The sequence below is a fragment of the Bacteroides sp. AM16-13 genome (assembly GCF_003602705.1).
GTDB lineage: Bacteria > Bacteroidota > Bacteroidia > Bacteroidales > Bacteroidaceae > Bacteroides > Bacteroides xylanisolvens.
Genome location: NZ_QTLK01000001.1, coordinates 354,016 through 378,072, shown reverse-complemented (window position 1 = coordinate 378,072; position 24,057 = coordinate 354,016). Strand labels below are relative to the sequence as shown.

The following is a 24,057-nucleotide window of genomic DNA, read 5'->3' as shown; positions in this document are numbered from 1 at the left end:
TGTTGCTCAGGTACTTAAAAAAAATATTTTATAATAGTGTTGCGGAATTAAGGAATAATTGCGTATTATGCGTTTTGATACCCAAATTAGTGCAGAAACGTATCCTCTGTTATTTTTCCATTTCCTAACTTTACAGTGCGAGTAAACGGGAACGCTACGGCGCTTCCGTTAGCAGTTGTTGATGTTTGTTTTTTCTGTTTTTAGAAACCGGGAACAGCTATTCTTGTATCAGAACGAAAGGTGAAAATCCGTTACAGGAATATTGATCGGGAGTAGAGAACATTGGGAGACCGGAATATGTCATTGGGAAGCTGAAACATTCCATTGGGAAATAAATATGCTCTTGGAAAGTTTTTAGATGCCATTGAGAAATATCGGAATGCCATTGGGAAGAAAAAACAGTTCATTGGGAAAAAAGTTCAGCGACAGGCTGTACTTCCCTGGTGAAAAATATCATTCGGAAAACGCTTCCGCTCATTGGGAAAATAATTCCCGGCATTGGGCAATGTTTTTTTGATTAGTGGAAGTTGGGGCTTAGATTTATGCCAGAAAATTCCTGTTTGGGAGAAAAGTTCTTTGGCATAATGACATGAAAGATTGTGGAATGTAAACATTAAAAAGATGAAAAGTGTTACTGGTTATGCGAAAAAATCCCCGTTTTTATTTGGCAAAATGGATAATTTTGCTAACACACACAGGGCGCCGCCTAATTTCCGCGCGTAATTTACTAATTTATAGACGTTTCACAAAATCAGTTTCATCTTTTTTTGTGCGATTTGTCATGCACATACCTCTCGTATTCAAAAGTAATCGACTGGTTTCGTGCAACCCCCCAGAGTTACTTTTATCCCCGGATTATTTTCAAAACATAAAACTATTAAATATGAATGGAACAACTGAAATAGTAAGGTATAAGAATGGTCGTCTGTTCGTCCTTTTGCTGTTCGTTTGCTCGTTTCTACCCAATGTGCAAGCACAAAACAGCATGGCGGGCAAACCGGTGCAAACCGCCGATAGCATCCGGACGGTTTACTCCGACATCATTTATTTCTCACTGAATAATGGTGATTGGATCGAACAGTCGGAATATAAGAAGGCCGGACGTATGTTACGCTGGGCATTGTCCGATACCATCACCCCGATTACCATCGTTGGATGGACAGACCCTACGGGAACGGAAACATTCAACGAACAACTGTCATTGCGTCGTGCCCGTACTGTCCGCAACTATCTGGTGGGTAAAGGTGTCGCCGCCGGACGCATCAGCATAGAAGGACGTGGCGTTGATACACAGGCAGCCAGCAACGACGAGGCACGGCGTGCCGAGATAGCCGGAGTGATTTACCTCTCAGCGAAATCCCTTCCGGCTGAGGTTAAACAGGAGACGAAAGTAGTCACTCCGGTCGTTGTGGAAAAAGAGACGGAACCGGTTAGAGAAGAGCAGGAAATAAAGGAGGAGATACAGCAGGTGGAGCAACAAGTCACCCCGGTACAGCAAGAGGTGAAGTCCGAACCGGAACAGACGCACCAACCGATGCAAACGGACGAATTAGTATCCGTTTCACAAACGTCATCCCGCTACGTGGCTGTCAAGACCAACCTCACGGCATGGGCGGGTACGATAATGAACCTTGCCGCCGATGTACAGGTGAGCGAACATTTCTCTGTAGAATTGCCCGTACTCTGGTGCCCGTGGCACGTCAGCAGTAAACACGCCGTCAAGACCTTTACCATCCAGCCGGAAGGCCGCTATTGGCTGGCACGTCCCGGCAAAGGGCATTTCTTCGGCGTACATGCGCACATAGGTTGGTTCAACGTGAAGTGGAACCGCGACCGCTATCAGGATACCTCCCGTCCGCTTCTGGGTGCAGGTATCAGTTACGGTTACTTGCTGCCACTCGGCGAACACTGGGCAGGCGAGTTTACCCTCGGTGCGGGATACGCCAACTTGAAGTATAACACCTATTATAATATAGGCAACGGCGCACGGATAGATACCCGTACAAAGAACTATTGGGGCATCACCCGTGTAGGTATTTCCGTTGTATATCGGTTCAATCTTAAATAATAAACGATATGAAGAAACGATACTATTTGCTATTCTTATTTATCATCCTGCTTACGGGTTGCGTACACGACTACCCGACGATGACAGACGATGGCGAGGAAGGCGTTGACCCTACACTCGTACAAGTAAATACCGAAGTAACACTCGATTTGGAGCTTGTGCCCTTACAGATTATCACCGATAAAGCCCGCTCGGGAACTACGAAAGCTGCTACCGATGCCTACCGCCGCCGCTTCATTATCGACGCCTACCACGATGGCAAAGTCGCCCAGCGGCAAGTGACGGTGCTCGAAGAAGCGGAAGAAAGCGGAAGTGACAAAATCACCCTGCCCATCAACCTGAAACTGCACGCATTGGAATACACGCTGGCAGTCTGGACGGACTACGTGGCGGCAGGTACGGAAGCCGACCTTTATTACAACACGGAGGACTTGCAGCAAGTGTCCTGCACCACGCCCTATACAGGAAATACCCCTTACCGCGATTGCCTCTACGGAACGGTGTTGCTTGATTTGCGGGACTACCGAAATGAATGGAACGCCAAAGTGCAGGTTCAGGTGGATATGGTGCGACCGCTGGCGCAATACGAGATTATCGCCACGGACGTAAAGGATTTCCTCGCCAAGTCCCAAAGACAACGGGAGGCAGGCACGGCTCACAGTGTCACCTTCTCCTACGGCTTCTATTTCCCGCTGGGTTTCAACGTGCTGACCGGGAAGCCGCAAAAATCACAGATGAACGTCGCGTTTACCGCCCCGCTCACCGTCCCCGATGACGGACGGGAAGAATATACGATAGGCACAGACTTCATCTTTGTGAACGGTGAGGAATCCTACGTGCCGCTCGAAATAAGGATAGCGGACAGCGATGGTTACGTGGTGAGCCTGACCACCGGACTGAACGTGCCTTACCGACGGGGACACCTCACCACCTTGCGGGGACGTTTCCTCACCTCGAAGGTCAGTCCGGGCGTAGGCATCAATCCCGATTTCGATGACGATGATATAAATATCGACCTCGACGATTTACATTAACAAAGGAGTGAATAAACTTGATTTATAAATTTAAAAACAAAAGAAAATGAAAAAGCACAATCTTTATTTCATGCTGACGGTTCTCCTCGCAGGACTGTTCGCATCGTGCAGCCAGGAAGATATGGACGGGCCGCAGACCAATGAACCTACCAGCGTAACCCTCAGCGCAAATGTGGACGGGGGCATACACACCCGCGCCGACGGCAAGGTCACCATACCCTACTTTGCTTTCAAGCTGCGCTACATCCTCGAAGTATGGACGACAGGCGCTAATCCGGAACTGATATACCGCGAGGAAAAGACCAATAGTACCGGCGAAGGCGAGGACTTCACCTTTACCCTCGTCGACAACGGAGACTACAAAGCCTTGTTGTGGGCAGACTTTGTAAAAGGAAGTGGTGAAACGACGGTAACCTACTCCGGCGGCAGCTACACCCACTACGAAGACCAATACTACACGACCATCCCCGACCTGAAGACAGTAACCATTTCAAGATTAGCCCTGGATGGCGAAAATACCAGTTTCGGTACTATAACACCACGTACCTCCCTCGACGCTTTCTACGCCTGCCACACGATAAGCAAAAAGGACGGGGCATACGCCGAACCAGTAGTGCTTACCCGTCCCTTCGGGCAAATCAACATCAGCGAGAAGGATGCGGATGCGCTTGCCAATGTGTATAGAGCGAGATTTACCTACAACGTCCCCGCAGGCTTCAACGTAGAGAGCGGCGAGCCTACCCAAACCACCGTGCAGACCAAGACGATTCAGGAATTGAATGCGCAGCTGAGTACCGGAGACTTCACTGCCAACCTCTATTACGACTACGTCTTCACCCCCGCCACCGGGCAGACCACACTGGGTGAAATGACCGTGACCTTCCCGCAAAGACCTGAGAGCAATATCGTGATAGCCGACTACGTTATCCCCTCCAACATGCCCGTCGTGCGCAACAAACGCACCAACATCAGTGGACACATCGTTTCGGTTTCCGATAAGCCGAGCCCGGCTGCCAAGCTCTCCGTCACCGTCAGCGACGGCTGGAGCGATGGTACGATAGAAAAAGATGTTGATTTGGGCGATTACTACTACGACGATGAAACTTACTCAACCACTTTCGACAATACCAAGACTTGCATCGGCATCGTGTACGAAGTGAACGCCGACGGCAAGAGCGGTAAGATTGTGGGGCTGACGCAGACCGGGATGCAGGATTCAAAGAAATGGAGCGAAGAGAATGTCGAAACGGGAGCAACCAATACAACCGACGGTCGGGCAAATATGGCAACCATCGCTGCCTTGATTGCAAATTCGAATGGCAGCAAGAGCTGGGATAATTACCCTGCCTTCAAGTGGGTGACAGAGCAGAACAATAATACCGGCAACTGGGATGCCACAAATGACAAGTGGTATCTCCCTGCCAAAGATGAGTTTAGCGCACTTTACACAGCTTATGATACTTACGGTAAAGATGACTTCAATACTAAGCTAACCACAGCAGGTGGAATAAAGTTCAACAACAACTACTATCTGAGTTCGACGGAGTCCAGTAGCAACTACAGCTGGTACACGAGCTTCAGCGGCAGTGGCACGGGCGTCAGCGAGAAAATCAACAACTACGTAGTGCGTTGCATCCGGGTATTTGAATGCCACAAGGCTGATTAGCCCTTTTGTAGCTTGCCTTGGCGAGCGATTTAACACTTTGCGGCGCAGCAATCAAAAACTGCCCGTGTAAGTGAAAGAAATGAATAATGGCGAAGTTTGATTGAAGAGGTGTAAAACGGCAGGTACGGACGGACTCAACCGGGAAGTCCGTGCCTCTCCGTTCGCCCGCCTTTCAAACTCACTGTAAATTCAAATCAAACAGCTATTCGGGCAGCCTGCGTCAATGCCCGGGTGCAGTCGGTAGCACTTCCCCGTTTCGCAGCGGGGAATAGCGCAAAGTGAGAGATTCAACTAATTTATTAATCACAACAGCAAGACAGAAAGATACGCCATGACTGAGAATGAAACAATACCGGGAGCATTCAAAGCCCTCATAACAGGCTACGGCATCATAGGGCTCGACTATGCTTATATCCCTGCGACATCTGTTCCTGAATTTTCTTTGAAAGGCGACAAACCCTTCACGATCTTCACTACGATTTGTTTCAAAAATACACAGAACGGATCGATTCTCGAACAGAAGGATATGTTTCAGATGGGCATCATGGATGGATTGCTCTATGTTGCAGCAATAGATTGGTGTGTCATTAAGTTCTCGGAATATAAGGTAGCTGAGTTTGTCACCGACCGTTGGTATTCCATTGCCATAGTCTATGACGGCAAAATCTTGTCCGCATGGCTGGAAGGAGAAAAGAAAGATTCTTTCAAATGCAAAGCACCCTACAAAGGGAAGGCGGAAAAGGAACTATGTATCGGAAAGCGACTGGATGCGTACTTTAAGAACTTTCTCATTTTTGACCGGGCATTGTCCGGTAATGAAATCAACAGCCTGACTTCCGGTGAAGAAACATTGCAGCAAGAAAGCCTCGTCTGGTTCGATTTCAGCAAATACGGAAGAAAGAGCCAAAGTCCTAATGGGATAAAAATAACAACGAAATGTTTTGGCCGCATCGTCATAGTCTATCCAAGCAGGCAATTCCGTTTCACGATAGACCGTAGGTATCAGAACATAGAACAAATGCTCAACGAGCTATTTGAAACTTCAAAAACCGTCAATTTTACCGGTCGCATTGGCTACAAACCCGAAGCAGGTACTCACCATTTAGCAGGACGGGTATCCCTCGGCACATCCAAACCGATAATGTGCGAAATCGAAGGGGAAATCGTCACTATCTGGGAAAGCATTACCATTGCCCAAACCAATCTATAATTCAAAAGCATTGAATCATGGAGTACCCGAACAGACATAATCCCCCGTTTTGCGATGAGAATCCGATTGACTGCCACTTTGAAGTGAAAAGCTACCCGGCAGGTGAAACGGTTCGTAATGACGACTCGAATATCAACTATCTGATATTTTGCCGCAGTGGGCACGCACGGATCAGCAGCACGCTGTTCCATGATGAAATCCTGTGCGCCGGTGAAGTGATATTCGTTCCCCGTGGGAGTGAGTGCAGCGGCGTCGCCCTTAGCGACGTCACGCTGTTGATGCATAAGTTCAACAACACGGTCTGCCAGCATGAAAAGTGCATACTTGCCTACCTGTATTCGCACCGGCACGTCCGGTCTAAAATCTATTGCTGCAAGCTGACCGTCCCGGAATCCCTGCAAATCCTTATAAGCGGTATCATCTCCTATCTCACGGACGAAATGCACGACAACGACCTGTGGAAACTGAAACACAAGGAACTGATATGGGGCTTCACCCGTTATTACGAGCCGGAAGAGTTGCAGTCTTTCTTCCATCCGATGACGGACGAGCAAGTGCCGTTCCGAAACCTTGTGCTGACACACTACCGCAAAGCCAATAATACGGAGGAATTGGCGGAGCTTTGCGGTTATGGGGTGCATACTTTCCGGAGGATATTCAAGAATGAGTTCGGCACGCCCGTTTACCGTTGGCTGATTCAAAAGCGGGCGGAACACATTAAGTACCGCCTGTCAATGTCATATATTCCTCTTTCGGATATTATCGACGAGTTCAATTTTTCTTCCGCCCAGCATTTCAACAGCTTCTGCAAACAATATCTGGGCGATACGCCGGGCAATCTCAGAAAAGACAATTCCACCTCTTAGGAATAGGAAATGAAATATTCATGGTCATTTTCTGTTAGTATATGATAAATTTACATGATAAGCTATCGCATTGATATTCGTAACTTTGCGCCCGAAATCAAAGAGAATGTTTAATGCAGATAAAATGTGAAGAAATGATACGGGAGGTGGATAACCGGATAGCTGCCATCGACCTGAACGGAAATCATATTATCAGGGATTGTAAGACAATGCTTATTTTCCTGAAAGAAAAGCTGACCGAATTGAAAGTGTTTGTCCAATCCGAACCATTCGGGAGCGATACCGAAGAAATCGCTTTTTTCAAACAGTACAAGCCCCGGATTCTGGGGCCATTATTTTATTTCCACCATATATTGCGTATCGAAAGCCAACGTCCTCCGGGCGAAGAAGAGCTGGACGGTTATTACGAAAAGCAACAGGAGGAACAGAAACTGTTCTTCGACCGCCATGTAGCATTTTTCCAATACTACCGCAGCGGAGCTACTTATATGGATAACTACTATTTTCTGCGTGGCAGGCACGAAAACACGATTGACGTGGACGTGTGCCATCTGGACGATGAAACGGAGTTCAGTACGGGATACGACCATCTTGTCGCCCGTATCATGGCAATGGAGATGTTGTACGCTTTCCTTTCCGTAAAGCGTACCAGTTTGAGGAACGAAAGTGAAGATATGTCTGCCGAACTGTTGAAGGTCAAAGGCTCCTACCAATGGACGGGGAGTGCCATTGAATTGGTGGAAATGGTGTACGGGCTCAGTGAAATGGGCAGTATCAACAACGGGGAAACCCCGATACATGAGTTAGCCGCCTTTGTGGGAACACTGCTGAACATCGACATCCGTGATTGTTACAGTGCCTATACGGATATGAAGCGGCGCAAGAGCGAAAGCCGTACCTATTTTCTGGATAAGATGCGGGAACGGCTGAACAAACGGATGGAGCAGGACGATGAAAAGGAACGGAAGCGGAAATAACATCCATATAGCAATAACGGCAGTAACCCCAAAAGTTACTGCCGTTGCTGTTTCTATACATTATTATATATAGGGAATGGAATTACCCTTTCTGCTGCAACAGGTGCGAGAGTTCCGGATCGTCGGCTATGCGCTGCAATTCATCCGAAACGATCTGCTTCACCTCCGCTTTGATGCGGTTGTAGTTCTCCTGTATCTGCTCCTTCATCCTGTCGTTACCGTCCGCATCGGTAAAATCGGTGATAACAGGGATTTTCTTGTAAGCCGCTTCTTCCTGCTTCACTTTTGCAGAATCCACCATAATTTCGCAATGAAATATTTTCTGTTCGATACGTTCATCGAAAGTATCCGCTACGGAGCCGACGAACATACCTTGTGTCAGTCCCGAAATCTTGCTTGCCGGAATAAGGCTATCCATTTGCGTATTGATAGAAGTGGACTTGTCGTTGCGGTTGATAGTGATACTTTGCCGCTTCTGCAATATCTTTCCGAAGCGTTCGGAAAGGTTCTTGGCTGTTTCGCCTACAACTTGACCGGAGAAGATATTACCAACCGTATTCATCACTACTTTGGCTTCCTTGTCGCCATAGTCGCGCACCAACTGTGAGAAGTCCTGAAAGCCTAAACAGACCGCTACCTTATTGGAACGGGCGGTAGCGATAAGATTGTCTAAGCCTTTGAAATAAATGGTAGGCAACTCGTCGATAATAACCGATGATTTGAGCATCCCTTTTTTGTTAATGAGCTTGATAATACGGCTGTTATATAAACCTAACGCTGCACCGTAAATGGAAATTCTGTCGGGATTGTTACCCACGCAAAGAATTTTCGGCTCTTCGGGATTGTTTATATCAAGCGTAAATTCACTGTCAGACATCACCCAATAAAGTTGCGGTGAAATCATCCTCGAAAGCGGGATTTTGGCAGATGCAATCTGCCCTTGCAACTGCTCGGCAGCTCCGCCGAGCCATGCGTCCATGAACGGGGAAAGGTAGTTTTCCAACTCCGGATATGAGGTCAGAATAGGAAAAATATCCTCGTACCGTCGGTTCAACAGTTCGATGGCATGGGGGAATGTACAAAACTTTCCACCTTCGTAAATGCGCAAGAACCAAATGATGGCGGCAAACAGAATGATAGGACTTTCGACAAAAAAGTCGCCCTGCTTCTGCACCCAGCTCTTGTTCAAATTAAGCATAATCGTGTAAGCACTTTCGTAGGCATCCGTTATATCCTCCATAAAGTCGGGATGTATGGGGTTGCAACGGTGCGAACGGCGTGGATCGTCGAAATTGAGAACATAAAACTTCGGCTTCACTTTGTAGCCACCCTGATGGTTCAGCAAGTGGTTATAGGCTATCGTGGAGAGGTCAGGGAATTTGAAGTCGTAAATGTATTGAGTATATCCTTTCTCAATTTGCTGTTTTATAAATTGATTTACGACGGCGTAGCTCTTGCCGCTCCCCGGTGTTCCAAGCACGATGCACGCTCTCTGAGGTAAAAGAATGTTAATAAATCCTTTGTTCCATTTCTTTTTATAATAAAAACGCATGGGCAGATTCACGGAATACTCGTTTTCAAGCAACCGTGTTTCCTGCATGAACGATTCGTTTTCGTTATTGAACACGTCATCCATGAGGTTGTTCTTCAACAGGCGGCTAATGTACAGCCCCGACATCAGGAGGCAGATATAGCCGACCGCCATCGTGAAAATATAGATAGCGGTATTCGCCTCCACGCCCAACGGTAGTGACAATATCCACCAATTCAGAAAGAAGAACACGAAACCCACGCCCATGAACGTCCAGATTTTCGTCCATGTGATTTTTTCCTCCTTCACGCCCGACGTGCCCAAACAGGACAGTCCGAGCAACAGGACGGCGAACAGTTTGGTATAGATGATACAGCCGAACAGCCCCGCCGTGCGGTGGAAGTTCATCAGGATTTTATCCACTACCCCAATATTTACTCCCCATAAGCGGATAGCCTCGTAACAATACCAATAGATATTGATTACGACAAATAATATACTCACGGCACGCAGAAAATCCATGATTTTCGCCAATGCCCTCAAATCGTCTTCTTGTTGTGACATACTGATTTTATTTTAAAATTCTACAATTAAATACCTCTTCCTTTTCTCTTTTTCTTCTTCCGCTGCATCTTCCGGCGGAACGCCTCTTCCTCCGGATCAGTGCCGGGTACGATGGACAGGTCGAACATACCTCCGGTTACAGAATCTTCTCCGGGTTCATGGACTTGCTTCGTGAACGGCACGAACGGTTCCCGTTCTCCGGTATGTCGTGACGGGTCGGTAGTGCCTATTCCCGTCGGTATAGGGCTGCTTGCTGCAACCATCCATTCCTGCAAAGCATTTGCGGAGAGTTCCTTGCCCATGCGTGAGCCGTTCAGCACGCAGTTCGTGTTGTGGTCGATAAAGGTCGCACCATAAATCCTGCCCGTATCGGTTTCCCGAAATACGGTATCTATCCCTTTGGACTTCAACATCCCGATAAGTTCATCCTTGCTGGATGCTTGCCGAATGGTGGCGAGAATAACAGCCTTTGTCCGCCCGGTAAGTTCCTTGTCCTTTATCTCTTTTCGGGAGGCGGCACACCATTTATCAAAGGCGTCATATCCGGCGTACTTCCCGAAGCGGGAGGCTTTTAGCGGATTGCCGGTCTTTACGCCTGCATCGTCGGTCGCCGAATAGACAAAACCCCTATATTCCCTGCCGTATACCTCGCCCCGTGCTTCCTCTACAGTGATATTGTAGAGGGACAGCAAAGCACGGTATTCACCGAGCGATTGGAAACGGTAGGTTTCCGAGAGAGCTTTCAGGACGTTTCCGACCTGCCGCTTTACATTCCCTCCGGATGTGTCCACCTTGCGGAGTGCCCCTTGTTCCAACCGCTGTTTGCTGTTTCCCGACGGATGCAACCCGTACTTCTTTTCCAGCGCATTGGTAGCCCGTTTGCTCCGGCGGTGGAGGTAACTATCGTTTAATTTCTTCCCTTTCTCGTCTACGTTCAGCGTGACGATATGCAGGTGGTGGCGGTCGATGTCCTCGTGCTTGAACACGACGTATGGCTGGTTCCCGTAACCGAGCTTTTCCAGATATTCCTGCGCCATGTTCATCAACTCCGCATCGTTCGGCTTGTCGCCCGGGTGCGGGTTGAGTGAGATATGGGCTATCGGATTCTCACACCGTACCTGCTCCGGCATATAGCGTTTGAAGTCTTCCATGCAGCGGGCAATATCCAGTTTTCCGTCGCCCGCGTCAAAAATCTTATGGGTTACGAGCAGCTTCCCTTCGCCCTCGTTAACCTTCTGCCCGTTATAGGACAATGCCCCATACAATGAGTTTCCTATGTTAATCTTGGCAACCATTGCTGTTGAAATTCATTGGTAAGGGCAATAATCCGGCGGCTCAGTTCGATGAGTTCTATCGTCTGCTTTTCCAACCGGAAGAGCAACGCCATCGCTTTTTTCTCGGAAAAATGGCTTTTCAGTTCCCTTACCGTCTGGTTGTAATTGACACCGATAGCCCTGTATTGTGCGTGCAGGGCAGAGAGTTTCGTGTAGTAATCGACAAGTGTCTTATCTATTTTGAGCACCCTGAACTCCGCCCCGAACACACGGGATTTGATGAAAATAGCTTTCGCATACACGCCCGATTGCTCGTACATGGTGAGGAAACGGGTAAATTCCTCACTGTTGAAACGCACCATAATACAATGTGTAGCCTTGTCGGGCTTCGGAGGTTTTCCTCCGGTCTTGTTCTTTTCCTTTTTCATTTCTGTGGATTTTAGTGGTATCACGACAAAAGCCACTGTTTCACGCCTACGGCAGGTATGAAAAAGGATTTTCCGACTTCGGAGGAAAATCCCAGCCCTCTGCAAGAGCAAGGCTTTCGGGAGTAACCCGAAAGGTATCGAGTAACTCGATACACACCTTGCTATGTTCCGTTGAACATAAAAATCCGTCCCCGGACGGATTGAAGTCAGCCTATCACGGTTGCCATTCGGACAGGAACAGTAAGCCTTGTCGCTTGGACGCAAAAGTACAGCCTTTATCCGCCTGATTTCCAATACTGAAAGTGCCACAAGGTTCCATACGGAAGCCACAAGCTGCCACCGCCTTGCAAAACGATACAAGTGAAGAATATTCGTCGTTTATTTGCCGGAGAATTGAGTAACGAATGATTTGAAAACATGAATAATTACAGCCATAACGAGATAAAAAGACAAAGCACTATTCCACTGCATATATACCGGAATGGTGCTGTAATGAAATACCTGCATAAAGATATGGTGTCGTGCAGATTTAATGATTTGCTGTCGTGCTGTCGTATGGTCGTACATATTTGTTGCTTTGATTATAGAAAGGTTCAGTTCAATAATGATTTGCCTGTTTGCCTCAGTATATCGGTATATCAATATGCAACTGATGATGGATTGACCTGTTTAGGTAACTAATTATAAATTAAAAACATTACGATTATGAGTAAGGAAATCTTTGTTGCATTTGCCACACAGAAAGGTGGCATTGGCAAAACTTCGGTAACGGTGCTTGTTGCAAGTTACCTTCACTATGTAAAGGGGTACAACGTTGCCATCGTTGATTGCGACTATCCCCAAAATAGTATTATGGACATCAGGGACAGAGAAATCAAACTGATAGAAGAGGACACCTATTTCAAAACTCTCGCCTGCAACCATTTCAGAAAAATAAAGAAGAAGGCTTATCCCGTCGTTGCAAGTAATCCCGTTGATGCGCTCGATGATGCCGAATCGATGATAAGCGAAGAAGAGGTGAAACCGGACATCGTGTTTTTCGATTTGCCGGGAACTCTGAAAAGCGAGGGTGTCGTGCGCACGCTTGCACAGATGGATTATATTTTCGCCCCTTTGAGTGCAGACCGTTTGGTAGTGGAAAGTACATTGCAATTCACTTCAATGTTCAATGAAAACCTGATGACTACCGGGATAGCCAAAGCCAAAGGATTGCACTTGTTTTGGACAATGGTGGACGGCAGGGAGAAAAGTGAGTTGTATGAGGTCTATGAAAAAGTCATTTCCAAAATGGGTCTTTCTGTACTCAAAACCTCCTTGCCGGACAGCAAGCGTTTTCGCCGTGACCTATCGACTGAAAGAAAAACGATATTCCGTTCGACAATTTTCCCGATAGACAACATCCTTCTCAAAGGAAGCAACATCAAGGAATTGTCCGATGAGATATGCGGTATTATTAAGGAATAGATAGTATGGGAAGCCGCAAAGCCGATACGGAAGGGATAGATGAAGCATTGTTGCTTGCATCCATCAAACAGCGCAAGCGGGACGGCGGCATACAACCGACGGATGAAGTGCCGCCTCCCGTCCAACGGCAGGAGGATATTATCCCTGTTGCGGAAAAACAGCAAGAGCCCCCTAAAGAAGTTACCCGGCGGAAGAAACAAAACGCTGATTACGGCTCTGTTTTTCTACAACGGAATGAAATAAAAACCCGCCAATGTGTCTATATCAGCCGGGAGATACATAATAAGGTGTCTAAGATTGTAAACGTGATAGCGGATAAAGAAATTACAGTCGGCGGATATATTGATTCTGTGCTTGCCCAACATTTGGAACAGCACAAAGATGAGATTAACGAATTATATAGAAAACAACGTGAAGATTTAATTTGAATATGGAAAACCTATTGATATGCCTGTTGCTGCTTTATAACGCATGGCTGGTACACTATATCCTGTTTGACAGGAGGCAAAGAAGCAATGTTCCGGCAGAAGAAAAGCCACCCATAAAACCGCCGAAAAAGGTAGATGATATTGTCGGTAAGAGTCACTTCAAAATACAACCGAAAGTGCCACAAGCTACCATACCGGAGCCACAAGCCGCCACAGAGGTTGAAGATGAGGATGTTATGGATATTGCCGTTACATTTGCCGACGGAAAGGACGAAGAACCTGCGGCACGGATACCCGATGATGAGCTGGACGAAGCGTTTTCCGACATCCGCATGGATGATATTCCGGTGGAATACGCGGACGGTGACGAGAAAGGACGGATACCCGCCAAAAGGTTAGCCACCGGAGCCAGCTTCGAGGAAATCGGGGAAGCGGTGAACATCGCCGACAACCCGGAAGCCACTGCGGAAGAGCGCAGACGTGCCGGAGAAGTCTTTTCAGAAATGAAAGACAATGAGTTTTACAACAAGCTGATTGCAAACAACCCTGAACGGGCGAAAAAAATAACGGGGTTAATGGATGAAATTTCCGGTAAGACTATCTCTGGGGAGGGAAAGGCGGTCGGGAATGTAGTCCATCCCCAAAATATTTCCGAAGTGCCTCAGGACATCAGCGGGTTCGACATCCGGGATTTTGTGTAACGATTAAAAAAGTAACGGACAATGAAACAGAAAGAGTACGGATAAGCGGAGTGCCGCCACTAAAATCCAAAAAGTAAAAACAGTATCAACCGCTGCCCGGAAGCAGAGCTTATCCAACTCTGCCCGGCAGCACAAATTCAAAAAGTATTTATGACAAAGAAACAGATTCTTTTCTCGGCAGCCTGTTTGATGGCTGCATCCTCCGCAATGGCACAAGGCAACGGCATGGCGGGTATCACAGAAGCCACCAATATGGTAACGTCATATTTTGACCCGGCGACAAAGCTGATTTATGCCATCGGAGCCGTTGTGGGATTGATTGGCGGAGTCAAGGTGTATGGCAAGTTCTCTTCGGGCGATCCCGATACCTCAAAAACTGCCGCCTCGTGGTTCGGTGCGTGTATCTTCCTGATTGTCGCTGCCACAATCCTGCGTTCATTCTTCTTATAATCAGCGTTATGGCAGAGTTTCCAATCAACAGGGGGATTGGAAAGTCGGTTGAGTTCAAAGGGTTAAAGGCGCAGTACCTATTTATATTTATAGGAGGTCTGCTTGCCGTCTTTATCCTCTTTATAATCATGTATCTGGTTGGTATCAACCAATGGGTATGTATAGGGTTCGGGCTGGTCGCCGCATCGGTTCTGGTGTGGCAGACCTTCGCCCTGAACGCCAAGTATGGCGAACACGGCCTGATGAAGATGCAAGCCCGTGGGAGCCATCCCAAATACATCATCAACCGCTGTAAAATCCCCAAACTATTCAAGAAAAGGAGGAAGAAATGAGAAATACATTAAGAGCGAGTACATTGGAGAGCAAGTTTCCATTGCTTTCAGTGGAACATGGCTGCATCGTCAGCAAGGATGCCGACATCACGGTAGGCTTCCGGGTGGAACTGCCCGAACTCTATACCGTCACTTCGGCGGAATACGAGGCGATACACGCCACATGGGTAAAGGCGATGAAGGTGCTGCCGGATTACTGCATCGTCCACAAGCAGGACATCTTCATCCGTGAAACCTACAAGCCGGACACGGACAGGGAAGACATGAGTTTTCTCAGCCGTTCATTCGAGCGTCATTTCAATGAACGCCCGTATCTGAACCATTACTGCTACCTGTTCCTGACGAAAACGACAAAGGAGCGCAGCCGCACCCAAAGCAATTTCAGCACCCTTTGCCGGGGCTTCATCGTTCCGAAGGAGATAAAGGACAAGGAGGCGGTAACGAAGTTTCTGGAATCCGTCGGGCAGTTCGCCAGCATCCTGAACGAAAGCGGCTATCTCGGTTTACGGCAGCTCACCGATGAGGAAATAACCGGAACGGATACCGAAGCGGGCATTATTGAGAAATATTTTTCGTTGTCTCAGACCGATACGACCACACTTGAAGACATTACGCTGAAAGCGGACGAAATGAAAATCGGGGACAACTACCTGTGTCTGCACACCCTCTCGGACGTGGAAGACCTGCCGGGGGAAGTGGCTACCGACAGCCGGTACGAGAAGTTATCGACCGACCGGAGCGACTGCCGTTTGTCCTTTGCGGCTCCCATCGGGCTGCTGCTGCCGTGCAACCATATTTATAACCAATATGTGTTTATCGACGACAGTGCTGCCAATTTGCAGAAGTTCGAGAAGATGGCGAAGAATATGCACTCGCTTTCGAGGTACAGCCGTTCCAACCAAATCAACAAGGAGTGGATAGACGAGTATCTGAACGAGGCGCATAGTTTCGGGCTGACTTCGGTACGCTGCCATTGTAACGTGATGGCGTGGAGCGATGACCGTGAGGAACTGAAACGGATCAGGAACGAGGTAGGAAGTCAGTTGGCGCAAATGGAGTGCAAGCCACGCCATAACACCGTCGATACGCCGACGCTTTTCTGGGCTGCCATTCCCGGCAATGCCGCCGATTTTCCGGCAGAGGAAAGTTTCTACACGTTCATCGAGCAGGCGGTCTGTTTCTTCTCACAGGAAACGAACTACCGGAACTCACCGTCGCCTTTCGGTATCAAGATGGTGGACAGGCTGACGGGAAAACCGCTGCATCTGGATATTTCCGACTTACCGATGAAGAAGGGTATTATCACCAACAGAAACAAATTCGTATTGGGGCCGAGTGGTTCGGGAAAATCCTTTTTCATGAACCACCTCGTCCGCCAATATTACGAGCAGGGCACGCATGTGGTTTTGGTAGATACGGGTAACTCCTATCAGGGGCTTTGCGAGATGATAAACAAGAAGACCAAAGGGGACGACGGGATTTATTTCACGTACACCGAAGAGAAGCCCATCAGCTTCAACCCGTTCTACACGGATGATTTTGTCTATGACGTGGAGAAAAAGGACAGTATCAAGACACTGCTCCTGACTCTCTGGAAAAGCGAGGACGACAAGATTACCAAAACGGAATCGGGTGAGTTGGGAAGTGCGGTAACGGCGTACATCGACCGTATCAAGGCTGACCGCAGCATCACGCCCAACTTCAACACATTCTACGAGTTTATGCGGGACGACTACCGCCACGAATTGGAAAGCCGGGCAATCAAGGTCGGCAAGGATGACTTTAACATCGACAATTTTCTGACTACGCTCCGGCAATATTACAGTGGCGGACGGTACGACTTCCTGCTGAACTCCCGTGAGAACATCGACCTGCTCGGCAAACGGTTTATCGTATTCGAGATTGACGCGATTAAGGAAAATCGTGAACTTTTTCCGGTTGTCACCATCATTATCATGGAGGCTTTTATCAACAAGATGAGGCGGTTAAAGGGTATCCGCAAACAACTTATCGTGGAGGAAGCGTGGAAAGCCCTCTCTTCGGCAAGCATGAGTGAGTATCTGAAATATCTCTATAAAACCGTCCGTAAATACTTTGGCGAAGCCATCGTCGTGACGCAGGAAGTGGACGACATAATCAGTTCTCCCGTCGTGAAAGAGGCGATTATCAACAATTCCGACTGTAAAATCCTGTTAGACCAGAGAAAGTACATGAACAAGTTCGATGCCATTCAGGATTTGTTGGGGCTGACGGACAAGGAACGGGGGCAGATACTCTCCATCAACATGGCGAACAATCCGTCGAGGCTTTATAAGGAGGTGTGGATAGGTCTTGGCGGAACGCAAAGTGCGGTGTATGCGACAGAAGTTTCGGCGGAAGAATATCTGACATTCACGACGGAGGAAACCGAAAAGATGGAGGTGCTTGCCCTTGCCGACAAGCTGGGCAGTATCGAGTTGGCAATCAAGCAACTTGCCGATAAGAAAAGAAGTAAAACCTAAAAAATCAATTGACATGACATTTATTTCAAAAAGCCGGCTTATCGAGCTGGCGGGCTATGCCCTTGCCTTGTCTTCCCTGCTGCTGACCGCCTGCGGGGAAGCAAAAGAAACTAATTTGGACAAGCTGTGCGGTAATTGGGTAAGCGTGGGCAGAAAGCCCGACGTGCTGGTGTTCAAAGAAGGCGAACAGTACAAGATAACCGTTTTCAAGAAGTCGGGTGTCAGCCGCAAGCTGAAACCGGAAACCTTTCTGATTGTGGAGGAAAGCGGAAATCTCTTTATCAATACGGGTTACCGGATTGACATCGCCTACAACGAGGAAACCGACGTGCTGACCTTTTCACCGAACGGTGACTACACAAGGGCAGGCGAAAGACCATAGTAACAACCATTTAATAAAGTAACGTAATGAGAACGAAAATAATCATGCTTTTCAGCCTGTGCCTGCTCCTTGCAGGCAGGGCAAGCGCACAATGGGTGGTGACAGACCCTACCAATCTGGCGCAGGGTATCGTGAACACGACCAAACAGATTATACAGACCTCTTCGACGGCTTCCAACATGCTGAATAATTTTCAGGAAACAGTCAAGATTTACGAGCAGGGTAAAAAGTACTACGACGCTTTGAAATCTGTAAACAATCTGGTAAAAGATGCACGCAAGGTACAGAAAACCATCCTGATGATCGGTGAAATTTCCGACACCTACGTTGTGAGTTTTCAGAAGATGATGCGCGACGAGAACTATACGGTGGAGGAACTCGGAGCCATCGCCTTCGGCTATACCAAATTGCTGGAAGAGAGCAACGACGTGCTTCAGGAAATGAAGGGAGTGGTGAATATCACCACCCTTTCACTCAGCGACAAGGAGCGCATGGACGTGGTGGACAGGTGCTACAACTCGGTAAGGCAATACCGCAATCTGGTCGGGTATTATACCAACAAGAACATTGCGGTGAGTTACCTGCGCTCCAAGAAAAAGGGGGACACCAACCGGGTGCTGGCTCTGTACGGGGACACTAACGACAGATATTGGTAAGCCATGCTGTTGTTAGCCGCCGATTTCAGTAACCTGCATGAGATATTGAAGAATCTCTATGTGGAAATGATGCCCCTCTGCTCCAACATGGCAGGGGTGGCAAAAGGGATAGCCGGATTGGGAGCGTTGATTTACGTTGCCTCCCGTGTATGGCAGTCCCTCGCAAGAGCCGAACCCATCGACGTGTACCCGATGCTCCGACCGTTCGCCATCGGTATCTGCATCCTGTTCTTCCCCACGATTGTGCTCGGCACGATTAACAGCATATTGAGTCCCATTGTACAGGGAACGCACGGGATGCTGGAAACACAGACAATGGATATGAACAAGTACCGGGAGATGAAGGACAAGCTGGAATATGAATCCATGATGCGCAATCCCGAAACCGCCTATCTGGTCAGCAACGAAGAGTTCGACAAGCAGATTGACGAACTCGGATGGAGTGCAAAGGACATCGCCACGATGGGCGGCATGTACGTCGAAAGAAGCATGTACAATTTCAGAAAGGATGTGCGGGATTTTATGCGGGAGGTATTGGAGCTATTGTTTGCTGCCGCTGCCCTGCTTATCGACACGCTCAGGACGTTCTTCCTGATAGTGCTATCCATACTCGGTCCGATAGCTTTTGCTATCTCGGTATGGGACGGGTTTCAAAGTACGCTTTCGCAATGGATGTGCCGCTATATACAGATATACCTGTGGCTGCCCGTATCGGACTTGTTCAGCAGCGTGCTGGCGAAAATACAGGTGTTGATGCTTGAAAACGACATCAAGGAATTACAGAATAACCCGGATTTCTCGATTGATTCATCCAATGGCGTTTACATCGTATTCATGATTATCGGAATACTCGGTTATTTCACGATTCCTACGGTGGCGGGCTGGATTATACAGGCAGGAGGAATGGGCAGTGCAGCCCGTCCGATCAATCAGATTGCCGGACGTGCGGGTGCCATGACGGGAGCCGCTGCCGGAGCGGTGGCGGGTAATCTCGCCGGACGTGCCGGACACGCTGCCGGTAATGCCGCCGGAAGCATGGGACGGGGTGCTGTGAACGGAGCGAAAAAGGTAGCGGGAGCCGCCGGACGACTGTTCAGGAGAAAATAAACAATCAATAAAAAAGTAAAACAATGGAATTTAAGTCATTAAAAAACATCGAGAGCAGTTTCAGGCAGATACGGCTGTTCGGCATCGTCTTTCTGGTGGTCTGCATGGCAATCACGGGGTACTCCGTATGGAGTGCCTACTCCTTTGCCGAAGCGCAGCGACAGAAGATTTACGTGCTGGACGGCGGTAAATCATTGATGCTCGCCCTCTCGCAGGATTTGTCACAGAACCGACCTGTGGAGGCAAGGGAACACGTGAAGCGTTTTCATGAGCTGTTCTTCACCCTCTCGCCCGACAAGAGCGCGATTGAGGGGAATATCAAACGAGCCTTGCAGCTGGCGGACAGGAGCGCGTTCAACTATTACACCGACTTTGCCGAGAAGGGGTATTACAACCGCATCATTTCGGGAAACGTGAATCAGGTGTTGCAGGTGGACAGCGTGTCGTGCAATTTCGACACCTATCCTTACAAGGTAAGCACTTATGCCCGGCAAATGATTATCCGTGAAAGCAACGTGACTGAGCGGAGCCTTGTCACAAGGTGCAACCTGCTGAACTCCGTCCGTTCGGACAACAACCCGCACGGCTTTACCATCGAAGCCTTCGAGATTATCGAGAATAGGGACATCAAGGTACAGAAACGATGATAGGCGGGTGCATGACAAAAATACAGGATTGGGCGGACGAAAAGCTCCGCCGCCTGTGCGGGCGCATCACACCCGGAAAGCGGCTGGCAGTGCTGCTGACAATGTTCCTCTTTTTCAGTATCGCTTCGGTGTACATCTTCGTTTCGGGGATTTACAACATGGGAAAGAACGAGGGGCAGCGCATCGAAATAGAGCATATCAAACTGCTCGAACTGCAAAGGAAAGACAGTATTAACCTAATAAATGATTACGACAATGGAACAGACGAATGAAGCGAGAGCAGAGGATAAGCCCGCTTATTCTATGCCTCGCAAAGAGGATGAAGCCGCAAGGCAACAGATTCAAGAGAGTAAAAACGAGGTGAAGCCGCCCAAAGAGCCGGACAAGCCCAAAAAGGAACTGACCGAAGAACAGCGGCAGAAACAGAAGAAGCTGATTGTCTATCCGCTTATGTTCATCATCTTCGCCATAGTGATGTGGCTGATATTCGCACCTTCCGAAAAGGAGGAAGAGCAGGGACAGTCCGGTTTCAATACCGATGTTCCCGCACCGGCTGACAATGCGTTGGTGGGCGACAAACAGGCGGCTTACGAGCAGGATTTGTTCAACCGCAAGCAGGATGAGCGTCGGGAACAGATGCAGGATTTGGCTTCGATGTTCGGTTCGGGGGAAGAGCAGGCGGAAGAAATGCCGACATTCGACGAACCGGAGGTCAAGCCGAAAAGTGGCTACGCTGGCAGTGGAAGTTCACGACCGAAAGAAACTATTTATGCTTCTGCCAATGCCTACCGGGACATGAACCAGACGCTCGGCAATTTCTACGAAACCCCGAAGGAAGATCCCGAAAAGGAAGAGATGCGCAAGGAATTGGAAGAGCTTCGGGAAATGGCGTACAACCGGCAGACGGAGAAGGAAACGGCGGATGAACAGTTGGCATTGCTGGAAAAGTCCTATCAGTTGGCGGCAAAGTACATGCCTCAGAATCAGGGACAGCCGTTTACCGGACAGCCGGCAGTTACCACCACTACCGAAAGCAAGCCGACCGAAGCATATAAGAACGGCAAGGCGCAGGTGAATACCGTCGGGCAGGTGCATGAACGGGTGGTATCGGGCTTATCGCAACCGATGAGCGATTCGGCATTTGTCGCCGAATATTCCAAAGAGAGGAACATGGGGTTCCATACGGCAGTCGGCACGGCTGTACAAACAGAAAAGAATACCATACGTGCGTGCATCCATGATAATCAGACCATCACGGACGGGCAGGCGGTAAGGTTGCGGTTATTGGAGCCGATGCGTGCCGGAGAAACGGTCATCCCGCAAAATGCGCTCGTTACGGGAATGGGAAAGATACAGGGCGAAAGGCTCGGCATCTCCATCACTTCGCTGGAATACAGGGGGATGATTATTCCGGTGGAACTGACGGTTGTCGATGGCGACGGGCAGGAAGGGATTTTCATTCCGGGTTCGATGGAGATAGACGCAATCCGTGAGATAGCCGCCAATCTGGGCGGTAATCTGGGGACGACCATCAACCTGAACCAACAGAGTGCGGGCGACCAACTGCTGACCGATTTAGGCAAGGGGGCGATACAGGGAACCTCGCAATATATCGCCAAGAAAATGCGGACAATTAAAGTACATCTCAAGGCGGGGTATAACCTTATGCTTTATCAAAAGAAACAGTAAAACCAATTTATTATTAACCGGGCAATATTGCCCACCACTAAAATCCAAAGTAAAATGAAAAGAGTATTTTTAGCTATCGCCCTGACGCTGGGCGTAATGGGTGCGAACGCACAGAATGTAGAACAGCCGGAAACGGAAGTCGTAACTTTCCAAGCGGACACTTATCCGCAGGAAATGTCGGGGGACGATTATAACGGGCTGACCAAGAAGCTGACTTTTGACCGCATGATTCCGCCTTATGGCATGGAAGTGACGTATGACAAGACGGTACACGTCATTTTCCCGTCCGCAGTCCGTTATGTGGATTTGGGTTCTCCCAATCTGATTGCGGGCAAAGCCGACGGTGCGGAAAACGTCATCCGTGTGAAAGCGACGGTAAAGAATTTTCGCACGGAAACCAATTTTTCAGTAATAACCGAAAGCGGCTCGTTCTACACGTTTAACGTGAAGTACGCCGATGAGCCGTTGCTTCTGAACATCGAGATGAAGGATTTTATCCACGATGGCAGTACGGTGAACCGTCCGAACAATGCCCTCGACATCTATTTGCAGGAGCTGGGCAGTGAATCCCCGAAGTTGGTGCATCTGATTATGAAGTCTATCCACAAAAACAACAAGCGTGAAATCAAGCATATCGGGGCGAAATCTTTCGGCATCCAATACCTGCTGCGTGGGATGTACACGCACAACGGGCTACTGTATTTCCACACGCAGATCAAGAACTCGTCTAACGTGCCGTTCGATGTGGATTTTATCACGTTCAAAATCGTGGATAAGAAAGTGGCAAAACGTACCGCTATTCAGGAGCAGGTAATTTTTCCGCTCCGTGCTTATAACTATGCCACCCGTGTAGCGGGGCATAAAGATGAGCGCACCGTCTTCACAATGGAGAAGTTCACCATTCCCGAAGACAAGCAGGTGGTTGTGGAATTACACGAGAAATCCGGTGGTCGCCATCAGTCCTTTGTGATTGAGAACGAGGACATCGTGCGTGCAAGGGTGATTAACGAACTGAAAGTGAAGTAAGATGAAGAAGTATCTATTTGTAGTTGTAGCGTTGCTTGCCCTTGTGGGGCAGGCAAACGCCCAACGCTACCTGCCGGGTATGCGTGGTGTGGAACTCAGAGGCGGTTTCGTGGACGGGGTACAGAAGCCTGTAAACTATTATCTCGGTGTGGGGTTATCCACCTATACGAAGAACGGCAACCGCTGGATGTTCGGGGCAGAATATCTCAACAAGCAATACGAGTATAAGGACTTGCAAATACCCAAAGCGCAATTTACGGCGGAAGGCGGCTACTATCTGAAAGTCCTCTCGGATGCTTCCAAGATGTTTTTCCTCTCGCTTGGCGGCTCGGCTCTTGCCGGATATGAAACGAGCCGGTGGGGAGACAAGTTGTTGCCGGACGGGGCGACACTCCGAAATAAGGATTCGTTCATCTATGGCGGGGCGGTAACATTGGAATTGGAAGCATACCTCTCGGATAAGGTGGTGTTGCTGCTCAACGCAAGGGAACGGGCGGTTTGGGGCAGTTCCATCGGACATTTTCACTTGACCTTCGGGGCAGGAATAAAATTCATCATAAACTGATTACAACCATGAAAGTAAAGATTATAGCTATATTGGCGGTGGTATTGACCGGATTGTTATTTACCTCCTGCGATGATAAAATAGAGGTGCAGCAGGCATACGACTTTTTGCTGACGACCATGCCCGTGCAGAAACGCATCAAGCCGGGTGAAACGGCTGAAATACGCCTGCAACTGCATAAGTCGGGAAACTACAAGGAAACGGAGTTCTTCATTTCCTACTTCCAACCTGACGGGCGTGGGAGCCTGCGGATGGACGACGGGACTGTGTTTGCTCCCAATGATTTCTACCCGTTGAAAAAAGAAACGTTCCGGTTGTATTATACCTCCGAAAGTACCGACCAGCAAACTATCGACGTGACTGTTTGGGATAGCTTCGGGCAGAGGTTCGATTTGAGTTTCTCGTTTCAGAATGATAGCGACAAGACGCAATAAAAATAAATAACCAGCCCTTTATGTAAAATATAGAGGGCTGTTTCTGTGAAATCTGAT

General features: G+C 48.5%; 24 protein-coding genes. 21 read left to right on the top strand and 3 right to left on the bottom strand.

Going from position 1 to position 24,057, the window contains the following annotated elements:
* The first annotated feature begins 883 nt into the window (after window positions 1-883).
* From DW173_RS01495 to DW173_RS01470, 6 genes are all read left to right on the top strand, one after another.
* Window positions 884-2,068 carry a DUF3575 domain-containing protein gene (locus DW173_RS01495; protein WP_158593282.1) on the top strand — a complete coding sequence of 395 codons (1,185 nt, stop codon included), beginning with the start codon at window positions 884-886 and terminating at the stop codon, window positions 2,066-2,068.
* Between the two features lie 8 nt (window positions 2,069-2,076).
* Entirely contained in the window at window positions 2,077-3,102 is a 1,026-nt protein-coding gene (locus tag DW173_RS01490; protein WP_118290795.1) for a DUF6562 domain-containing protein, read from the top strand.
* A gap of 46 nt (window positions 3,103-3,148) precedes the next feature.
* Window positions 3,149-4,768, top strand: coding sequence for a hypothetical protein (locus DW173_RS01485; protein WP_120143488.1), 1,620 nt, complete (start codon window positions 3,149-3,151; stop codon window positions 4,766-4,768).
* Between the two features lie 331 nt (window positions 4,769-5,099).
* Entirely contained in the window at window positions 5,100-5,978 is an 879-nt protein-coding gene (locus DW173_RS01480) for a LamG-like jellyroll fold domain-containing protein (protein WP_118290793.1), read from the top strand.
* A 17-nt stretch (window positions 5,979-5,995) separates the two neighbouring features.
* Window positions 5,996-6,844 carry a helix-turn-helix transcriptional regulator gene (locus tag DW173_RS01475; protein ID WP_118290792.1) on the top strand — a complete coding sequence of 283 codons (849 nt, stop codon included), beginning with the start codon at window positions 5,996-5,998 and terminating at the stop codon, window positions 6,842-6,844.
* A gap of 113 nt (window positions 6,845-6,957) precedes the next feature.
* Window positions 6,958-7,821, top strand: a complete 864-nt coding sequence (locus tag DW173_RS01470) for an RteC domain-containing protein (RefSeq protein ID WP_233562073.1) — start codon at window positions 6,958-6,960, stop codon at window positions 7,819-7,821.
* Window positions 7,822-7,903: 82 nt separating this feature from the next.
* Here DW173_RS01470 and mobC read toward each other — a convergent pair whose 3' ends face one another.
* Genes mobC through mobA form a run of 3 tightly spaced genes read right to left on the bottom strand, consistent with a single transcriptional unit; the run spans window position 7,904 to window position 11,618 of the window.
* Window positions 7,904-9,916, bottom strand: coding sequence for a conjugal transfer protein MobC (mobC, locus tag DW173_RS01465; RefSeq protein ID WP_118290791.1), 2,013 nt, complete (start codon window positions 9,914-9,916; stop codon window positions 7,904-7,906).
* A gap of 26 nt (window positions 9,917-9,942) precedes the next feature.
* Window positions 9,943-11,211, bottom strand: a complete 1,269-nt coding sequence (mobB, locus tag DW173_RS01460) for a conjugal transfer protein MobB (RefSeq protein ID WP_118290790.1) — start codon at window positions 11,209-11,211, stop codon at window positions 9,943-9,945.
* Window positions 11,190-11,618, bottom strand: coding sequence for a conjugal transfer protein MobA (mobA, locus tag DW173_RS01455; RefSeq protein ID WP_120143487.1), 429 nt, complete (start codon window positions 11,616-11,618; stop codon window positions 11,190-11,192). The genes mobB and mobA overlap by 22 nt, the downstream gene beginning before the upstream one ends.
* A 705-nt stretch (window positions 11,619-12,323) precedes the next feature.
* Here mobA and DW173_RS01450 point away from each other — a divergent pair.
* The 15 genes from DW173_RS01450 (at window position 12,324) to DW173_RS01380 (ending at window position 24,000) form a co-directional block, all read left to right on the top strand.
* Entirely contained in the window at window positions 12,324-13,082 is a 759-nt protein-coding gene (locus DW173_RS01450; RefSeq protein WP_120143485.1) for a ParA family protein, read from the top strand.
* A gap of 5 nt (window positions 13,083-13,087) precedes the next feature.
* Entirely contained in the window at window positions 13,088-13,510 is a 423-nt protein-coding gene (locus DW173_RS01445) for a DUF3408 domain-containing protein (protein WP_120143483.1), read from the top strand.
* Window positions 13,511-13,512: 2 nt separating this feature from the next.
* Window positions 13,513-14,211 carry a hypothetical protein gene (locus DW173_RS01440; RefSeq protein ID WP_120143481.1) on the top strand — a complete coding sequence of 233 codons (699 nt, stop codon included), beginning with the start codon at window positions 13,513-13,515 and terminating at the stop codon, window positions 14,209-14,211.
* A gap of 150 nt (window positions 14,212-14,361) precedes the next feature.
* Window positions 14,362-14,661: a DUF4134 domain-containing protein gene (locus tag DW173_RS01435; RefSeq protein WP_005832562.1), complete on the top strand. Its 300-nt coding sequence runs from the start codon at window positions 14,362-14,364 to the stop codon at window positions 14,659-14,661.
* A gap of 8 nt (window positions 14,662-14,669) precedes the next feature.
* The gene (locus DW173_RS01430; RefSeq protein WP_120143480.1) at window positions 14,670-14,993 is read left to right on the top strand and encodes a DUF4133 domain-containing protein; all 324 of its coding nucleotides are present in this window, start codon (window positions 14,670-14,672) and stop codon (window positions 14,991-14,993) included.
* Complete coding sequence (locus tag DW173_RS01425) at window positions 14,990-17,494, top strand: TraG family conjugative transposon ATPase (protein WP_120143478.1); 2,505 nt, start codon at window positions 14,990-14,992, stop codon at window positions 17,492-17,494. The genes DW173_RS01430 and DW173_RS01425 overlap by 4 nt, the downstream gene beginning before the upstream one ends.
* 13 nt (window positions 17,495-17,507) lie before the next feature.
* Window positions 17,508-17,876, top strand: a complete 369-nt coding sequence (locus tag DW173_RS01420; protein WP_005832556.1) for a DUF3876 domain-containing protein — start codon at window positions 17,508-17,510, stop codon at window positions 17,874-17,876.
* Window positions 17,877-17,902: 26 nt separating this feature from the next.
* The gene (locus DW173_RS01415) at window positions 17,903-18,532 is read left to right on the top strand and encodes a DUF4141 domain-containing protein (protein ID WP_120143476.1); all 630 of its coding nucleotides are present in this window, start codon (window positions 17,903-17,905) and stop codon (window positions 18,530-18,532) included.
* 3 nt (window positions 18,533-18,535) lie between these two features.
* Window positions 18,536-19,639: a conjugative transposon protein TraJ gene (gene traJ, locus DW173_RS01410; RefSeq protein WP_057253443.1), complete on the top strand. Its 1,104-nt coding sequence runs from the start codon at window positions 18,536-18,538 to the stop codon at window positions 19,637-19,639.
* Between the two features lie 23 nt (window positions 19,640-19,662).
* Complete coding sequence (traK, locus tag DW173_RS01405; RefSeq protein WP_118086844.1) at window positions 19,663-20,286, top strand: conjugative transposon protein TraK; 624 nt, start codon at window positions 19,663-19,665, stop codon at window positions 20,284-20,286.
* Window positions 20,283-20,558, top strand: coding sequence for a TraL conjugative transposon family protein (locus tag DW173_RS01400; protein ID WP_005832551.1), 276 nt, complete (start codon window positions 20,283-20,285; stop codon window positions 20,556-20,558). Before traK ends, DW173_RS01400 begins: the two co-directional genes overlap by 4 nt.
* Window positions 20,542-21,975 (top strand): conjugative transposon protein TraM, encoded by a 1,434-nt coding sequence (gene traM / locus DW173_RS01395; RefSeq protein ID WP_120143475.1) that lies wholly within the window; start codon window positions 20,542-20,544, stop codon window positions 21,973-21,975. Before DW173_RS01400 ends, traM begins: the two co-directional genes overlap by 17 nt.
* A 54-nt stretch (window positions 21,976-22,029) precedes the next feature.
* A complete protein-coding gene (gene traN, locus DW173_RS01390; protein WP_005832548.1) occupies window positions 22,030-23,001 on the top strand; it encodes a conjugative transposon protein TraN in 972 nt (323 codons plus the stop codon).
* Window position 23,002: 1 nt separating this feature from the next.
* The gene (locus DW173_RS01385; protein ID WP_120143473.1) at window positions 23,003-23,566 is read left to right on the top strand and encodes a conjugal transfer protein TraO; all 564 of its coding nucleotides are present in this window, start codon (window positions 23,003-23,005) and stop codon (window positions 23,564-23,566) included.
* Window positions 23,567-23,574: 8 nt separating this feature from the next.
* Window positions 23,575-24,000, top strand: a complete 426-nt coding sequence (locus DW173_RS01380) for a DUF3872 domain-containing protein (RefSeq protein WP_120143472.1) — start codon at window positions 23,575-23,577, stop codon at window positions 23,998-24,000.
* Window positions 24,001-24,057: the final 57 nt, after the last annotated feature.

What these genes read in the sequence shown, in the direction of transcription:
- DW173_RS01495 (WP_158593282.1), top strand. Translation starts at nt 884, where the DNA reads ATGAATGGAACAACTGAAATAGTAAGGTATAAGAATGGTCGTCTGTTC.
- DW173_RS01490 (WP_118290795.1), top strand. Translation starts at nt 2,077, where the DNA reads ATGAAGAAACGATACTATTTGCTATTCTTATTTATCATCCTGCTTACG.
- DW173_RS01485 (WP_120143488.1), top strand. Translation starts at nt 3,149, where the DNA reads ATGAAAAAGCACAATCTTTATTTCATGCTGACGGTTCTCCTCGCAGGA.
- DW173_RS01480 (WP_118290793.1), top strand. Translation starts at nt 5,100, where the DNA reads ATGACTGAGAATGAAACAATACCGGGAGCATTCAAAGCCCTCATAACA.
- DW173_RS01475 (WP_118290792.1), top strand. Translation starts at nt 5,996, where the DNA reads ATGGAGTACCCGAACAGACATAATCCCCCGTTTTGCGATGAGAATCCG.
- DW173_RS01470 (WP_233562073.1), top strand. Translation starts at nt 6,958, where the DNA reads ATGCAGATAAAATGTGAAGAAATGATACGGGAGGTGGATAACCGGATA.
- mobC (WP_118290791.1), bottom strand. Translation starts at nt 9,916, where the DNA reads ATGTCACAACAAGAAGACGATTTGAGGGCATTGGCGAAAATCATGGAT.
- mobB (WP_118290790.1), bottom strand. Translation starts at nt 11,211, where the DNA reads ATGGTTGCCAAGATTAACATAGGAAACTCATTGTATGGGGCATTGTCC.
- mobA (WP_120143487.1), bottom strand. Translation starts at nt 11,618, where the DNA reads ATGAAAAAGGAAAAGAACAAGACCGGAGGAAAACCTCCGAAGCCCGAC.
- DW173_RS01450 (WP_120143485.1), top strand. Translation starts at nt 12,324, where the DNA reads ATGAGTAAGGAAATCTTTGTTGCATTTGCCACACAGAAAGGTGGCATT.
- DW173_RS01445 (WP_120143483.1), top strand. Translation starts at nt 13,088, where the DNA reads ATGGGAAGCCGCAAAGCCGATACGGAAGGGATAGATGAAGCATTGTTG.
- DW173_RS01440 (WP_120143481.1), top strand. Translation starts at nt 13,513, where the DNA reads ATGGAAAACCTATTGATATGCCTGTTGCTGCTTTATAACGCATGGCTG.
- DW173_RS01435 (WP_005832562.1), top strand. Translation starts at nt 14,362, where the DNA reads ATGACAAAGAAACAGATTCTTTTCTCGGCAGCCTGTTTGATGGCTGCA.
- DW173_RS01430 (WP_120143480.1), top strand. Translation starts at nt 14,670, where the DNA reads ATGGCAGAGTTTCCAATCAACAGGGGGATTGGAAAGTCGGTTGAGTTC.
- DW173_RS01425 (WP_120143478.1), top strand. Translation starts at nt 14,990, where the DNA reads ATGAGAAATACATTAAGAGCGAGTACATTGGAGAGCAAGTTTCCATTG.
- DW173_RS01420 (WP_005832556.1), top strand. Translation starts at nt 17,508, where the DNA reads ATGACATTTATTTCAAAAAGCCGGCTTATCGAGCTGGCGGGCTATGCC.
- DW173_RS01415 (WP_120143476.1), top strand. Translation starts at nt 17,903, where the DNA reads ATGAGAACGAAAATAATCATGCTTTTCAGCCTGTGCCTGCTCCTTGCA.
- traJ (WP_057253443.1), top strand. Translation starts at nt 18,536, where the DNA reads ATGCTGTTGTTAGCCGCCGATTTCAGTAACCTGCATGAGATATTGAAG.
- traK (WP_118086844.1), top strand. Translation starts at nt 19,663, where the DNA reads ATGGAATTTAAGTCATTAAAAAACATCGAGAGCAGTTTCAGGCAGATA.
- DW173_RS01400 (WP_005832551.1), top strand. Translation starts at nt 20,283, where the DNA reads ATGATAGGCGGGTGCATGACAAAAATACAGGATTGGGCGGACGAAAAG.
- traM (WP_120143475.1), top strand. Translation starts at nt 20,542, where the DNA reads ATGGAACAGACGAATGAAGCGAGAGCAGAGGATAAGCCCGCTTATTCT.
- traN (WP_005832548.1), top strand. Translation starts at nt 22,030, where the DNA reads ATGAAAAGAGTATTTTTAGCTATCGCCCTGACGCTGGGCGTAATGGGT.
- DW173_RS01385 (WP_120143473.1), top strand. Translation starts at nt 23,003, where the DNA reads ATGAAGAAGTATCTATTTGTAGTTGTAGCGTTGCTTGCCCTTGTGGGG.
- DW173_RS01380 (WP_120143472.1), top strand. Translation starts at nt 23,575, where the DNA reads ATGAAAGTAAAGATTATAGCTATATTGGCGGTGGTATTGACCGGATTG.